This window comes from Streptomyces sp. CCM_MD2014 (assembly GCF_000772045.1).
Taxonomy (GTDB): Bacteria; Actinomycetota; Actinomycetes; order Streptomycetales; family Streptomycetaceae; genus Streptomyces; species Streptomyces salinarius.
In genome coordinates, this window is sequence record NZ_CP009754.1 from 7,267,304 (window position 1) to 7,281,981 (window position 14,678).

Below are 14,678 nucleotides of genomic sequence, written 5' to 3' on the forward strand. Positions count from 1 at the left end.
CGTCCACTGTGTTGGTTCTGAAACCACGAACAATCAGACCGTGTTGGTTACCGGTTGGTTGTCTGTTTCATAGTGTTTCGGTGGTCATAGCGTAGGGGAAACGCCCGGTTACATTCCGAACCCGGAAGCTAAGCCTTACAGCGCCGATGGTACTGCAGGGGGGACCCTGTGGGAGAGTAGGACGCCGCCGAACTCCTTTTAGAGCTCTGGCTCTTGGGCATACAGCCCGAGAGCCAGAGCTTTTTTGCGTTGAGGTAAGGTCAGTGAGCATCATTGGCTCGTTTACCCCAGGAGGCCCCCGCGTGGAGGTCCAGGAGACCCGCGTGCAGACCGACCGGGTCCTCACCATCCCGAACATCCTCAGCATGGCGCGCCTGGTCGGCGTACCCGTGTTCCTGTGGCTCATCCTGCGTCCCGAGTTCGGCGGCCCGCAGAGCGACGGCTGGGCGCTGTTGGTGCTGGCTCTCAGCGGGGTCAGTGACTACCTGGACGGCAAACTCGCGCGGCGTTGGAATCAGATCAGCAGCCTCGGCCGGCTCCTGGATCCTGCGGCCGACCGGCTCTATATCCTCTCCACGCTGGTGGGTCTCACCTGGCGCGAGATTCTCCCGCTCTGGCTGACCCTCGTACTGCTGGCCCGGGAAGCGATGCTGCTGGTGATGGTGGGTATCCTCCGGCGCCACGGCTATCCGCCGCCGCAGGTGAACTTCCTGGGCAAGGCCGCCACCTTCAACCTCATGTACGCCTTCCCCCTGCTTCTGCTGAGTGACGGAAGCGGATGGATCGCGTCACTGGCCGCAGTTTTCGGATGGGCGTTCGCCGGATGGGGTACAACCCTGTATTGGTGGGCAGGTGTTCTCTACGTGGTGCAGGTCCGCCGCCTGGTTCGTGCGGACATCGCAGCCGATTGAACTCGCTGATTGAGTGGTCCCGGTGGCCGGATGGCCCCCGCTGGAAAAGTGCGGGACCCTGGACGGGTGAAGTCGGCTAAACCGTCGTCTCTCAGAGGAGGACGCTTCCGACATGAAGGCCGTCGTGATGGCTGGAGGCGAAGGCACGCGCCTTCGTCCCATGACCTCGAGCATGCCCAAGCCGCTCCTGCCGGTGGTCAACCGGCCGATCATGGAGCATGTGCTCAGGTTGCTCAAAAGGCATGGGCTCAACGAGACCGTCGTCACCGTCCAGTTCCTGGCCTCGCTGGTCAAGAACTACTTCGGTGACGGCGAGGAGCTCGGAATGGAGCTCACCTATGCCAACGAGGAGAAGCCACTCGGTACCGCCGGAAGCGTCAAAAACGCCGAGGAGGCGTTGAAGGACGATGCCTTCCTCGTCATCTCCGGCGATGCCCTGACCGACTTCGACCTCACCGACCTGATCAATTTCCACAAGGAAAAGGGATCGCTCGTCACCGTGTGCCTGACGCGGGTCCCCAACCCGCTGGAATTCGGCATCACCATCGTCGACGAAGAGGGCAAGGTCGAACGCTTCCTGGAGAAGCCGACCTGGGGCCAGGTCTTCTCGGACACCGTGAACACCGGGATCTACGTCATGGAGCCGGAGGTCTTCGACTACGTCGACCCCGATGTGCCCGTGGACTGGTCCGGTGATGTCTTCCCGCAGCTGATGAAGGAAGGCAAGCCCATCTACGGCTATGTCGCCGAGGGCTACTGGGAGGACGTCGGTACCCACGAGAGCTATGTGAAGGCCCAGGCCGACGTGCTGGAAGGCAAGGTCGACGTCGACATCGACGGCTTCGAGATCTCGCCCGGAGTGTGGGTCGCCGAAGGCGCGGAGGTACATCCCGACGCCGTGCTGCGCGGGCCCCTGTACGTCGGCGACTACGCCAAGATCGAGGCCGGCGCCGAGCTCCGCGAGCACACGGTCGTCGGGTCCAACGTCGTCGTCAAGAGCGGTGCCTTCCTGCACAAGGCCGTGGTGGCGGACAACGTGTACGTCGGACCGCAGAGCAATCTGCGGGGCTGTGTGGTCGGCAAGAACACCGACATCATGCGTGCCGCCCGGATCGAGGACGGCGCGGTCATCGGCGACGAGTGCCTGGTCGGTGAAGAATCGATCATCCAGGGGAACGTGCGGGTCTACCCGTTCAAGACCATCGAGGCCGGTGCCTTCGTCAACACCTCGGTGATCTGGGAATCCCGCGGACAGGCCCATCTCTTCGGTGCCCGCGGGGTCTCCGGCATCCTGAACGTCGAGATCACTCCGGAGCTCGCCGTGCGGCTGGCCGGTGCGTACGCGACCACCCTGAAGAAGGGGTCCACCGTCACCACGGCCCGCGACCACTCCCGTGGTGCCCGTGCGCTGAAGCGAGCGGTGATCTCCGCGCTGCAGGCCAGCGCCATCGACGTACGCGACCTGGAGAACGTCCCGCTGCCCGTGGCGCGGCAGCAGACCGCGCGGGGAAGTGCCGGCGGGATCATGATCCGGACCACCCTCGGCGTGCCGGACTCCGTCGACATCATGTTCTTCGACGGGCAGGGTGCCGACCTGTCGCAGGGCAGCCAGCGGAAGCTGGACCGGGTGTTCGCGCGGCAGGAGTACCGCCGGGCGTTCCCGGGGGAGATCGGGGACCTGCACTTCCCGTCCAGCGTGTTCGACTCCTACACCGGATCGCTCCTACGCAACGTCGACATCACCGGCATCGCCGAGTCCGGGCTCAAGGTGGTCGTCGACGCCTCCAACGGCAGCGCGGGGCTGGTGCTGCCCAGCCTGCTCGGGAAGCTCGGAGTGGACTCCCTGACCATCAACCCCGGGCTCGACGAGGCCCGGCCCACGGAGTCCGCCGACATGCGACGGTCCGGGCTGGTGCGTCTCGGAGAGATCGTGGCGTCGTCGCGGGCCGCGTTCGGCGTGCGGTTCGACCCGGTCGGTGAGCGGCTGTCGCTCGTCGACGAGAAGGGCCGCATCATCGAGGACGACCGGGCGCTGCTGGTGATGCTGGACCTGATCGCCGCCGAGCGGCGCAGCGGGCGGGTCGCGCTGCCGGTGACGACGACCAGGATCGCCGAGCAGGTCGCCGCGTACCACGGCACGCAGGTCGAGTGGACGACCACCTCGCCGGACGATCTGACGCGGGTCGGGGGCGAAGAGGGCGCGATCTTCGGCGGCGACGGCAAGGGCGGCTTCATCGTCCCCGAGTTCAGCAGCGTCTACGACGGCACGGCGGCCTTCGTGCGACTGATCGGCTTGGTCGCGCGTACCCAGCTCACGCTGAGCCAGATCGACGCGCGGATCCCGCGGGCCCACGTGCTCAAGCGTGATCTGGCCACCCCGTGGGCCGTGAAGGGCCTGGTGATGCGGCGGGTCGTGGAGGCGGCCGGCGACCGGTTCGTGGACACCACGGACGGGGTGCGGGTGGTCGAGACCGACGGGCGCTGGGTGATGGTGCTGCCCGACCCGGCGGAGGCGGTCACCCATCTGTGGGCCGAGGGCCCCGACGACGCCTCCGCGCAGGCACTCCTGGACGAGTGGGCCGCGGTGGTGGACAGCGCGGGGCGGTAGAACGCACCGCTGAAACGCACCGCACGCGCGCGTGCCGGACAAGTGTCCCCAAGGGGGCCTGTCCGGCACGCCGGTGGGGCCATTCGGAGGTAGCGGCGGTGGCGTGCGACGATGTGCGGCATGCCGCAGCCACCCCCCGTTCGGAGCACATCCACGCGGCCCGCCCGTCCGGACGCGTCCATGTCGTTGCTCACCAACGTCATGGATCACAGCCTCGACGACGGCTACGCCGAGGCCGCCGCACGGAAGAAGGCCGACGGCAGCGGCGGACTGCCCAAGACACTCCGCGCCAAGCTGGGCCTGGCGGTCGGCCTCGTGCTCGCGGCCCTGGTCGTGACGGTCGGGGCGGCCCAGGCGCGGGTGGCCGCACCCGTCGTGGCCAAGGAGCGTGAAGAACTCGTCGACCGCATAGAGGGGGAGACCTCGGCGGCCGACAAGCTGGAGAAGAGCGTCGACGAACTGCGCGACGACGTGAACGCGCGCCGTCGCGAGGCGCTGGAGAAGAGCGGCGAGGGCGACCGGTCCGACCTGGTCGGAGTCCTGGCGGGCGCGGTCGAGGTGCACGGCCCGGGTGTGAAGCTCGTGGTCGACGACGCCAAGGACGCGGGCACCGGCGCCGACGGGAAGACGCGCGGCACCTCGGGCTTCTCCGACACGGGCCGGGTACGCGACCGCGACATGCAGCGCGTGGTCAACGGGCTCTGGGAGTCGGGCGCCGAGGCGATCTCCGTCAACGGGCAGCGTCTGACGGCGCTGTCGGCGATCAGGGCCGCGGGTGACGCGATACTGGTCGACAACAGGCCGCTGGTGCCGCCGTACACGGTGCTCGCGGTGGGGGACGGCGAGCGGCTGAGCGCCGCCTTCCAGGACAGCGCCGACGGGCTCTACCTGCACGCCCTGCAGGAGAGCTACGGCATCCGGACCGCCATCTCCGTCGCGGACGACCTCGACCTGCCGGCCGCACCGAGTCTGATCGTACGTACAGCACAGCCGATAACCGAGAAGGGCACATCGTGATCGCCGTACTGGGCCTCGTCGTGGGAGTCGTGGCCGGATTGCTGGTCCGGCCCGAGGTGCCGGCGGCCGTGGAGCCGTATCTGCCGATCGCCGTCGTGGCGGCGCTGGACGCCGTCTTCGGCGGTCTGCGGGCCATGCTCGACGGGATCTTCGACGACAAGGTCTTCGTGGTGTCGTTCCTGTCGAACGTCGTCGTCGCCGCGCTGATCGTGTTCCTGGGCGACAAGCTGGGCGTCGGCGCCCAGCTGTCCACCGGTGTCGTGGTGGTCCTCGGCATCCGCATCTTCTCCAACGCCGCGGCGATCCGCCGCCACGTCTTCCGGGCGTGAGGCCGATGAGCGAGCACGACGAGCAGAGCGCCAACCGGCTGCGCAGGGAGCTGCCCGACGAGGTGCCGCCCGCGGAGCAGCCTGGCGCGGACGACCCGGCGGGCGCCCCGCCGCAGGACGCGCAGGGGCAGCGGAACGGGCTGACCGGCCGGCAGCGGCTCCTGAAGGGGCTGTGGCCGCCGCGTCTGACCCGGGCCCAACTCATCGTCGCCCTGCTCCTGTTCGGGCTCGGCTTCGGCCTCGCGGTCCAGGTGGCGTCCAACAGTGACAGCGACAGCGCGCTGCGGGGCGCCCGCCAGGAGGATCTGGTCCGCATCCTCGATGAACTGGACGACCGGACTCAGCGTCTTGAAGACGAGAAGCAGGGCCTCGAGAAGCAGCGCGACGAGTTGGAGAACAGCTCCGACCAGGCGGAAGAGGCCCGCAAGCAGACGCTCGAGAAGGAACGGCAATTGGGCATTCTCGCGGGCACCGTGGCCGCGCAGGGGCCCGGCATCACGGTGACCATCGAGGACACGAAGGGGACGGTCGAGGCGGACATGCTGCTCGACGCGATCCAGGAGCTGCGCGCCGCGGGTGCGGAGGCGATCCAGGTGAACGGCGTGCGGGTCGTCGCCGGCACATACTTCGCCGAGGCCGACGACTCCGTCAGCGTCGACGGGAACAAGATCAACGCGCCCTATCGTTTCCAGGTCATCGGCAAGCCGCAGGACCTCGAACCGGCTCTCAACATTCCTGGAGGAGTGGTGCAGACTCTGGAGAAGGAACAGGCCACCGTTACCGTTGAGCGGTCGAGCAAGATCGTCGTGGACGCCTTGCGAGCGGCGAAGCGGCCTGACTACGCTCGGTCGTCCTCCCAGTGAACCGGCGGTGCATGGGGGGTGTCCGGCGAGGGCATGAGGTTGCGGGGGGTCGGCGCACCGATTGGGTGGTGCGTGGTGGAAACTGTCTGGTGGAGACGGACGTTGTGAAGGTGTCCGGGTCGGTCAGTGCGTTCAGCAAGGGTTCGTCCTGCCCCACGGGCGGGTCTGTTTCGGTCAAGGGGAATCGCCCGTGAAGTTGTTTGCGAAGTTGTTCGGCAAGAGCGCGCGAGAGGGCGGCGGCGAGAACGCGACCGCCCGCCATCGCGCACAGCCCGACGCGGAGGGCTCGCGCCCGATGTTCCGGGACCAGGTGGGTGGTTCCGGCGCGCCGTCTGTTGACCCTGCTCAGTCCGGCGGCATAGGTTTCGGCCAGCCCTCGGCCCCGGGTGCGGGTGGAGGCTTCCACCCCGACCCGTACGCGTCGAACGCCCCGGCGGGGCAGGCGCGGCAGGAGGATCCGTCCATGTCGGCCCTGGTGTGTACGAGGTGCGGCAACCGCAACGCGGAGAACAGCCGCTTCTGTTCCAACTGCGGCGCTCCACTGCGACCCGGCGCGGTCCCGGAGCGCGCGTCCGAGACGACCTCCACGATCTCCATCTCCGGTCTGGAGGCCTACGACGCCGAGGCCACCGGCCAGACGGCGATGCCCGCGCTGTCTCCCGAGGCGCAGGCGGCCGTGGACGCGCTGCCGCTGGGCTCCGCGCTTCTGGTCGTGCGCCGGGGGCCGAACTCGGGCAGCCGTTTCCTGCTGGACGGCGAGCTGACCACCGCCGGGCGCCATCCGCAGAGCGACATCTTCCTGGACGACGTGACGGTCTCGCGTCGGCACGTGGAGTTCCGCCGCAGCCCGGACGGTTCGTTCACGGTCGCCGACGTCGGCAGTCTGAACGGCACGTACGTCAACCGGGAGCGCATCGACCAGGTCGCCCTGTCCAACGGTGACGAGGTGCAGATCGGCAAGTACCGGCTGGTGTTCTACGCGAGCCAGCGGGGTTACTGACCGCCCCCGGGCCGCTCGCCCGGGGAACCTCCAGGGAAGGTCCATGTTTCAAACACCGAGCGGCGGCGCCGGGCAAGGCGCCGTCGCCACGGACAGTGGGCTGATGAGCATCGGCGCAGTGCTGAACGCGCTGCGTGACGAGTTCCCCGACATCACCATCTCCAAGATCCGGTTCCTGGAGTCGGAGGGGCTCGTCGAGCCGCGACGGACCCCGGCCGGGTATCGCAAGTTCAGCGCGCACGACGTCGAGCGCCTCGGCGAGGTGCTGCGCATGCAGCGGGACCACTATCTGCCGCTCAAGGTGATCCGCGAGCATCTGGACGCCGTGGAGCGCGGCGAGGCGGTGTCCCTGCCGCGGGTCGGCCGTCAGCGGGAGGGCGAGGCGGCCGCACCGGAGCCCGCCGAAGGTCCGACGGTGGCCAGGATCGGCCGTGACGAGCTGCTCGCCACGGCCGGGATCGGTGACCGGGAGCTGGCGGAGTGGGAGTCGTACGGACTCCTCGCCCCGCTGGCCGACGGTGCGTACGACGCCGAGGCGGTCACCGTGGCGTCGCTGGTGGTGCAGCTTGGGCGGTTCGGGATCGAGCCGCGGCACCTGCGGGTGATGAAGGCCGCCGCCGACCGGGAGGCCGGGCTGGTGGAGCAGGTCGTGGCTCCGCTGAAACGGCATCGCAACCCGCAGACCAGGGCGCATGCGGAGGACCGCACCAAGGAGCTGGCGGGTCTCGCGGTGAAGCTGCACGCGGCACTGGTGCAGACCGCCCTGGGCGTGCGGCTGCCCTGAAACGGGCGGGCCGGGGACCCGGGTGCCCGCCCGCTCCGGACGCGGATCGGGAGCCCGAACCAGACCCGGATCGCCCACCCGGGCCCGGCCCGACTACCCAAACATCCCGGACACGGCCTAGGGTTGCTGTGTGAACGAGCTCGATGTCGTAGGTGTCAGGGTCGAGATGCCCTCCAACCAGCCGATCGTGCTGCTGCGCGAGGTGGGCGGCGACCGTTACCTTCCCATCTGGATCGGACCCGGGGAGGCGACGGCGATCGCCTTCGCCCAGCAGGGCATGGCTCCCGCACGTCCGCTGACCCACGACCTGTTCAAGGACGTGCTGGAGGCGGTCGGTCAGGAGCTCACGGAAGTGCGCATCACCGACCTGCGGGACAACGTCTTCTACGCCGAGCTGGTCTTCGCGAGCGGGGTCGAGGTCAGTGCCAGGCCGTCCGACGCCATAGCGCTGGCCCTGCGCACGGGTACGCCGATCTACGGCAGCGAGACGCTCCTGGACGACGCCGGCATCTCGATCCCGGACGAGCAGGAGGACGAGGTGGAGAAGTTCCGCGAGTTCCTCGACCAGATCTCGCCCGAGGACTTCGGAACCAGCAACCAGTGAGGAGCGAGTGCCGGTCCGGGGCCATGCGCGGCCCTGTCCGGGCACATCCGACTAGCCTTTCCCGGAACCGGGCACGGGAAACCACTCGTAAGGTGATTATCACTCGGCGTGCCGAGTGTGGCGATCGTTGACGCACCCTTGGTGACTGCCTACCTTCGAGGAGGCAGGTCAAGGACGGAGGTCGGCGTGAGAACCAGCGGCGACGGTACGGTTGGGGGTGGCCCCGGGCACAGCCTCGGGGCGGGCGGTCCGTACCCTCCCCCGGGCTCCCGGCTTCGCGCAGGCGCGGGCCACGCCCGGCACGGTGGAGCGGCGGATCCCGGTCCGCAGCGACCGGCAGCGGTGCCGACCAGCGGAGGGGCGACGTCCATGGCGTCCGAGCAGATCGGCTATCGCGGGCCGACGGCCTGCGCGGCCGCGGGCATCACCTACCGGCAACTCGACTACTGGGCCCGCACGAGCCTCGTCGAGCCCAGTGTGCGGCCCGCGCACGGATCCGGAACGCAGCGGCTGTACAGCTTCCGCGACGTGGTCGTGCTGAAGATCGTCAAGCGCTTCCTCGACACCGGGGTGTCGCTGCAGAACATCCGCACCGCCGTCCAGCACCTCAGGGAGCGCGGCTTCCGCGACCTGGAGCGGATGACGCTGATGAGCGACGGCGCCACCGTCTACGAGTGCACCTCCCCCGACGAGGTGCACGCACTGCTCCAAGGCGGCCAGGGCATCTTCGGGATCGCCGTCGGCGTGGTGTGGCGGGACGTGGAGAGCGCGCTGTCCCAGCTGCACGGGGAGCGGATCGACACCGGCGAGACCCTGGTCGGGCACAATCCGGCCGACGAACTGGCCCGGCGGCGCAACAACCGGGCGGTATGAACGCCGCGGCGCTCCCGGTTCTCCTCCCGCGAGCGGCCGCATTGTCAGTGGCGTAGGGCAGCATCGGAGATGTGAGAACCGCGCCCACGATCCTGCATCTCGACATGGATGCCTTCTTCGCCTCGGTGGAGCAGGCGTCCAAGCCGAGCCTGCGCGGGAAGGCGGTCGTCGTGGGCGGCCTCGGACCACGCGGCGTGGTCGCCACCTGCTCGTACGAGGCGCGGGTGTTCGGCGTGCACTCCGCGATGCCCATGGGCCAGGCACGCCGGCTCGCGCCCCACGCCGCCTATCTCGTTCCGCGCTTCGAGCTCTACCGGTCGATCAGCGAGCAGGTCATGCGGCTGCTGCGGGAGCTGTCGCCTCTCGTGGAGCCGCTGAGCCTGGACGAGGCCTTCGTGGACCTGGAGGCCGGCCGGACGGCGTGGGACGCGGCGTCGGCACGGCTCGCCGGGGCGAAACTGCGCGCGGACATCCGGGCCGTCACCGGTCTCACCGGCTCCGTCGGGCTCGCCGCCTCCAAGATGCTCGCCAAGATCGCGTCGGAGGAGGCCAAGCCCGACGGACTCGTCCTCATCCCGCCGGGGACGGAGCGGGCCATGCTGGAGCCGATGACCGTGCGGACGCTCCCCGGGGTGGGGCCGGCCACGGGGGACCACCTGCGCCGGGCGGGGATCACCACGGTCGGCGAGATCGCCGAGGCGGGCGAGGACGAGCTGGTGCGGCTGCTGGGCAAGGCACACGGCCACGCGCTGTACGCCATGGCACTGGCGCGGGACGAGCGGCCGGTGGTGGCCGAGCGGGAGACCAAGTCGGTGTCGGTCGAGGACACCTACGACGTGGACATCCACGACCGGGTGCGGGTCGGCGTGGAGGTGGGACGGCTGGCGGACCGCTGTGTGCGGCGGCTGCGCGCCTCCGGACTGTCCGGGCGGACGATCGTGCTCAAGGTCCGCAGATACGACTTCTCGACGCTGACGCGCTCCGAGACGCTGCGCGGGCCCACCGACGACCCGGCGGTGGTCCGGGAGGCCGCCGCCAGACTGCTGGACTCGGTGGACACCACGGGCGGCGTGCGGCTGCTCGGGGTGGGCGTGAGCGGCCTCGCCGACTACACGCAGGAGGACCTGTTCGCCCAGGCGGCGGGGGACCGTCCCGAGGAACCGGCCGAGGAGCCCGAGACCGCGCCCGTCGAGCAGCACAGTCCCTCGCCCGCGGAGCGCCGGTGGCCCGCCGGGCACGACGTACGGCACGCGGAGCTCGGCCACGGGTGGGTGCAGGGCAGCGGACTCGGGCGGGTCACCGTCCGGTTCGAGACGCCGTACTCCGAGGTCGGCCGGGTGCGGACCTTCCCGGTGGACGACCCCGACCTGGTCCCGGCAGACCCTCTGCCGCTGGTCGCCCCCGTGATGCGGGGACCGGGCGGAGAGCCCGCCCGTCGGCCCGGTGGGTACGGGGCCGGAAGACGGGTGGCCGGGTAGAGGTGACGGGATGGCGCGGGGCGGTGGGTCAGCCCTCGTCCTTGCCCTTGCCGGCCAGCTTTCCGAAGTCGTGGTCGGGCGGCGGGGGAGAGGCGGCCACGTCCAGGCCGTAGTGGTGGTAGAGCTGGAGTTCCTGTTCCGGCGAGAGGTGACGGCCGACGCCGAAGTCGGGCGCCTCCTTGATCAGGGAACGGTCGAAGGGCACGCGCAGGGCGCCGTCGACCAGCTCGCTGGGCTCCAGGGGGACGAAGGCGTCCCTGCTGAAGAGGCCGGTCCGTATCGCCGCCCATTCGGGAACGCCGGTGGCATCGTCGAGGTACACCTCGTCCACGGTGCCGATCCTCGTGCCGTCGCGGTCGAACGCCTTGCGGCCGATCAGGTTCCGCGGATCGATGTCAGTACGCACGGGGCCCTCCACTTGATCGCACCACTGGGCCGCACTGGGGTCGCACACCAGCCGCCTAATCATCCGTAAGTACTACAAAAGAGCACAAGTGGCCGGTCGGCCACTCGAGGGTCGCGCGGGTGCCTCGCTGGTACGCTGGCAAACGGCCGCTGACCCCGCGCGGGAGAGTCCTCCGGACACCACCGGAGGCGCCGAAGGAGCAAATCCTCCCCGGAATCTCTCAGGCTCACGTACCGCACGGACGAGGTCACTCTGGAAAGCAGGGCGGGTGTCGACGGCTTCCGCTCTCACCGACGGTGAAAGCCGGGAGAGCCCCAGGGCTCGCCCGGTGAAGCTCTCAGGTTGAGATGACAGAGGGGGAGGCCGTCCGGGTACCCGCGCCGTGGTGCCCCTCGAAGGTCGTCAGACCAGGAGGCCTCCGCAATGACCGCCCATCGCACTCCGCTCTCCGAGCTCGAACGGACCATGCCCTTCGAGCAGCGCCACATCGGCCCCGACCACGAGGCCCGGGCCAAGATGCTCGCGCAGGTCGGTTACGGTTCGCTCGACGAACTGACGGCCGCCGCCGTGCCGGATGTGATCAAGAACGCCGACCGGCTCGACCTGCCGGGCGCGCGCTCCGAGGCCGAGGTGCTGGCCGAGCTGCGCTCCCTGGCCGACCGCAACCAGGTCCTCGACTCCATGATCGGCCTCGGCTACTACGGGACCTTCACGCCGCCGGTCATCCTGCGCAACGTCATGGAGAACCCCTCCTGGTACACGGCGTACACCCCGTACCAGCCCGAGATCTCCCAGGGCCGGCTCGAGGCCCTGCTGAACTTCCAGACCATGGTCGCCGAGCTGACCGGCCTGCCCACCTCCGGCGCCTCGCTGCTCGACGAGGGCACCGCCGCCGCCGAGGCGATGGCGCTCTCCCGACGCATGGGCAAGAACAAGAAGGGCCTCTTCCTCGTCGACGCGGACGCCCTCCCGCAGACCGTCGCCGTGATACAGACCCGTGCCGAGCCGACCGGCGTCGAGGTCGTCGTCGCCGACCTGAGCGAGGGCATCCCGGCCGAGGTCGCCGAGCGCGAGATCAACGGCGTCCTCATCCAGTACCCGGGCGCCTCCGGTGCCGTCCGCGACATCAAGCCGGTGATCGACCGGGCGCACGAGCTCGGTGCGCTCGTCACCGTCGCCGCCGACCTGCTCGCCCTCACCCTGCTCACCTCGCCCGGCGAACTGGGCGCGGACATCGCCGTGGGCACCACCCAGCGCTTCGGTGTGCCGATGGGCTTCGGCGGACCGCACGCCGGCTACATGGCGGTGCACGAGAAGTTCGCCCGCAGCCTGCCCGGCCGCCTGGTCGGCGTCTCCGTGGACGCCGACGGCAACAAGGCCTACCGCCTGGCCCTGCAGACCCGCGAACAGCACATCCGCCGCGAGAAGGCCACCAGCAACATCTGCACCGCGCAGGTGCTGCTCGCCGTCATGGCCGGCATGTACGCCGTCTACCACGGCCCCGAGGGCCTGCGGGCGATCGCCCGGCGCACCCACCGGTACGCCACGATCACCGCGGCCGGTCTCGCCGCCGGCGGCGTCGAGATCGTGCACGGCTCCTACTTCGACACCGTCACCGCGCGGGTGCCCGGCCGGGCCGACGCGATCGTGCACGCCGCCCGCGAGAACGGCATCAACCTGCGGCTCGTCGACGCCGACCACGTCTCCTTCGCCTGCGACGAGACCACCACGCGGGCCCAGGTGAGCGGCGTGTGGAACGCGTTCGGCGTCGAGGGCGACGTCGAGGCGCTGGACGCTGAGGCCGGGGACACGCTGCCCGAGGCGCTGCTGCGCACCGACGACTTCCTGGCCCACCCCGTCTTCCACCAGCACCGCTCCGAGACCGCGATGCTGCGCTACCTGCGCCGCCTCGCCGACCGGGACTACGCGCTGGACCGCGGCATGATCCCGCTGGGCTCCTGCACCATGAAGCTCAACGCGACCACCGAGATGGAGCCGGTCACCTGGCCCGAGTTCGGCGCGCTGCACCCCTTCGCGCCCGCCGGGCAGGCCCAGGGCTATCTGACCCTCATCCGCGAGCTGGAGGAGCGGCTCGCCGAGGTCACCGGGTACGACAAGGTCTCGCTCCAGCCCAACGCCGGCTCGCAGGGCGAGTTCGCGGGCCTGCTCGCCGTACGCGGTTACCACCGGGCCAACGGCGACGAGCAGCGCACGGTCTGCCTCATCCCGTCCTCCGCGCACGGCACCAACGCCGCCAGCGCCGTGATGGCGGGCATGAAGGTCGTCGTCGTCAAGACCGCCGAGGACGGCGAGATCGACGTCGAGGACCTGCGCGCCAAGATCGAGAAGCACCGCGACGAGCTGGCCGTGCTGATGATCACGTACCCCTCCACGCACGGCGTGTTCGAGGAGCACGTCGCCGACATCTGCGCGCAGGTGCACGACGCGGGCGGCCAGGTCTACGTGGACGGCGCCAACCTCAACGCCCTGGTGGGCCTCGCCAAGCCCGGTCACTTCGGCGGCGACGTCTCCCACCTGAACCTGCACAAGACCTTCTGCATCCCGCACGGCGGCGGCGGTCCCGGCGTGGGCCCCGTGGGCGTACGGTCGCACCTGGCGCCGTACCTGCCCAACCACCCGCTGCAGCCCGCGGCCGGTCCGCAGACCGGTGTCGGGCCGATCTCGGCGGCGCCGTGGGGCTCGGCCGGCATCCTGCCGATCTCCTGGTCCTACGTCCGCCTGATGGGCGGCGAGGGCCTCAAGCGGGCCACGCAGGTGGCCGTGCTGTCCGCCAACTACATCGCCAAGCGCCTGGAACCGCACTTCCCCGTGCTGTACACCGGCCCGGGCGGTCTGGTCGCGCACGAGTGCATCATCGACCTGCGTCCGCTGACCAAGGCGACCGGCGTGAGCGTCGACGACGTCGCCAAGCGGCTGATCGACTACGGCTTCCACGCGCCGACGATGTCCTTCCCGGTGGCCGGCACGCTGATGATCGAGCCGACCGAGTCCGAGGACCTGGCCGAGCTGGACCGGTTCTGCGAGGCCATGATCGCCATCCGCGCGGAGATCGAGAAGGTCGGCTCCGGCGCCTGGCCCGCCGACGACAACCCGCTGCGCGGCGCCCCGCACACCGCCGGCGCGCTCGGCGGGGACTGGGACCACGCCTACACCCGCGAGGAGGCCGTGTTCCCGGCCGGTGTCTCCGCAGCCGACAAGTACTGGCCGCCGGTGCGCCGCATCGACCAGGCCTACGGCGACCGCAACCTCGTCTGCTCCTGCCCGCCGCTGGACGCCTACGAGGACTGAGTCCCGCCGTAGCAGAGTGAGAGGCCCCGTCCGGACGCCCGTGTCCGGACGGGGCCTCTCGGTGTCTCACACCGTGGCGAGGGACACCTCCGTCGACTTGATCAGCGCGACGACGGGGACGCCCACGGCCAGACCCAGGTCGTCGGCGGCCCGCCGGGTGACGGCGGCGGTCAGCTCGGCGCCCTCGACGGCGACCGCCACCGAGGCCATCGCGGCGCCGGTGGTGAGGGCGGTGACGGTGCCCGGGAGCCGGTTGCGGATGGACAGGCCCTCGACGCGTCCGGTGGCCAGGGCCACCTCCGTCGATTTCACGAGGGCCCGTACGGCGGTGCCGGGGGAGAGGGCGAGGTCCTCGGCGGACTCCCGGGTGATCGCGGCGGTGAGGTCCTGGCCGCCGGAGAGACGGACCCGGACCGTCGCCATGGCCTCGCCCGGCGTGACGGCGGTGACGGTGCCGGGGAGCTGGTTGCGGATGCTCAGGCTCATGGGGGCACCG

Annotated in this window: 13 protein-coding genes, 1 rRNA gene and 1 riboswitch; of the genes, 12 read left to right on the forward strand and 2 right to left on the reverse strand. The window is 70.1% G+C overall.

Annotation, left to right across the window (positions count from 1 at the left end; translation table 11 throughout):
- The first annotated feature begins 76 nt into the window (after nucleotides 1-76).
- From rrf to NI25_RS32435, 11 genes are all read left to right on the forward strand, one after another.
- Nucleotides 77-193: ribosomal RNA gene (gene rrf, locus NI25_RS32385) — 5S ribosomal RNA — on the forward strand.
- A 109-nt stretch (nucleotides 194-302) separates the two neighbouring features.
- Nucleotides 303-911 carry a CDP-alcohol phosphatidyltransferase family protein gene (locus tag NI25_RS32390; RefSeq protein WP_061445850.1) on the forward strand — a complete coding sequence of 203 codons (609 nt, stop codon included), beginning with the start codon at nucleotides 303-305 and terminating at the stop codon, nucleotides 909-911.
- Between the two features lie 112 nt (nucleotides 912-1,023).
- Nucleotides 1,024-3,519 carry a mannose-1-phosphate guanyltransferase gene (locus NI25_RS32395; RefSeq protein ID WP_061445851.1) on the forward strand — a complete coding sequence of 832 codons (2,496 nt, stop codon included), beginning with the start codon at nucleotides 1,024-1,026 and terminating at the stop codon, nucleotides 3,517-3,519.
- Nucleotides 3,520-3,630: 111 nt separating this feature from the next.
- Nucleotides 3,631-4,536, forward strand: coding sequence for a DUF881 domain-containing protein (locus tag NI25_RS32400; protein ID WP_107071925.1), 906 nt, complete (start codon nucleotides 3,631-3,633; stop codon nucleotides 4,534-4,536).
- On the forward strand, nucleotides 4,533-4,865 hold the full coding sequence (locus NI25_RS32405; RefSeq protein WP_003977440.1) for a small basic family protein: 333 nt from the start codon (nucleotides 4,533-4,535) through the stop codon (nucleotides 4,863-4,865). Before NI25_RS32400 ends, NI25_RS32405 begins: the two co-directional genes overlap by 4 nt.
- Nucleotides 4,866-4,870: 5 nt before the next feature.
- Nucleotides 4,871-5,728 (forward strand): DUF881 domain-containing protein, encoded by an 858-nt coding sequence (locus tag NI25_RS32410; protein WP_061445853.1) that lies wholly within the window; start codon nucleotides 4,871-4,873, stop codon nucleotides 5,726-5,728.
- 190 nt (nucleotides 5,729-5,918) lie between these two features.
- Nucleotides 5,919-6,728, forward strand: coding sequence for an FHA domain-containing protein (locus NI25_RS32415; RefSeq protein ID WP_107071926.1), 810 nt, complete (start codon nucleotides 5,919-5,921; stop codon nucleotides 6,726-6,728).
- A 43-nt stretch (nucleotides 6,729-6,771) separates the two neighbouring features.
- The gene (locus tag NI25_RS32420; protein WP_061445855.1) at nucleotides 6,772-7,512 is read left to right on the forward strand and encodes a MerR family transcriptional regulator; all 741 of its coding nucleotides are present in this window, start codon (nucleotides 6,772-6,774) and stop codon (nucleotides 7,510-7,512) included.
- Between the two features lie 130 nt (nucleotides 7,513-7,642).
- Nucleotides 7,643-8,116: a bifunctional nuclease family protein gene (locus NI25_RS32425; protein WP_061445856.1), complete on the forward strand. Its 474-nt coding sequence runs from the start codon at nucleotides 7,643-7,645 to the stop codon at nucleotides 8,114-8,116.
- A gap of 186 nt (nucleotides 8,117-8,302) precedes the next feature.
- Nucleotides 8,303-8,989 carry a MerR family transcriptional regulator gene (locus NI25_RS32430; protein WP_199561057.1) on the forward strand — a complete coding sequence of 229 codons (687 nt, stop codon included), beginning with the start codon at nucleotides 8,303-8,305 and terminating at the stop codon, nucleotides 8,987-8,989.
- A 71-nt stretch (nucleotides 8,990-9,060) separates the two neighbouring features.
- On the forward strand, nucleotides 9,061-10,467 hold the full coding sequence (locus NI25_RS32435; protein WP_061445858.1) for a DNA polymerase IV: 1,407 nt from the start codon (nucleotides 9,061-9,063) through the stop codon (nucleotides 10,465-10,467).
- A 28-nt stretch (nucleotides 10,468-10,495) separates the two neighbouring features.
- On the opposite strand, the gene NI25_RS32440 is transcribed toward NI25_RS32435, so the two are convergent.
- The gene (locus NI25_RS32440; RefSeq protein ID WP_199561058.1) at nucleotides 10,496-10,873 is read right to left on the reverse strand and encodes a PRC-barrel domain-containing protein; all 378 of its coding nucleotides are present in this window, start codon (nucleotides 10,871-10,873) and stop codon (nucleotides 10,496-10,498) included.
- A 150-nt stretch (nucleotides 10,874-11,023) separates the two neighbouring features.
- Nucleotides 11,024-11,119: riboswitch (glycine riboswitch) on the forward strand.
- A 177-nt stretch (nucleotides 11,120-11,296) separates the two neighbouring features.
- Here NI25_RS32440 and gcvP point away from each other — a divergent pair.
- Nucleotides 11,297-14,182, forward strand: coding sequence for an aminomethyl-transferring glycine dehydrogenase (gene gcvP, locus NI25_RS32445; RefSeq protein WP_061445860.1), 2,886 nt, complete (start codon nucleotides 11,297-11,299; stop codon nucleotides 14,180-14,182).
- A 66-nt stretch (nucleotides 14,183-14,248) separates the two neighbouring features.
- Here the strand turns inward: gcvP and NI25_RS32450 are convergent, their stop codons facing one another.
- Nucleotides 14,249-14,668, reverse strand: coding sequence for a TOBE domain-containing protein (locus NI25_RS32450; RefSeq protein ID WP_061445861.1), 420 nt, complete (start codon nucleotides 14,666-14,668; stop codon nucleotides 14,249-14,251).
- Nucleotides 14,669-14,678: the final 10 nt, after the last annotated feature.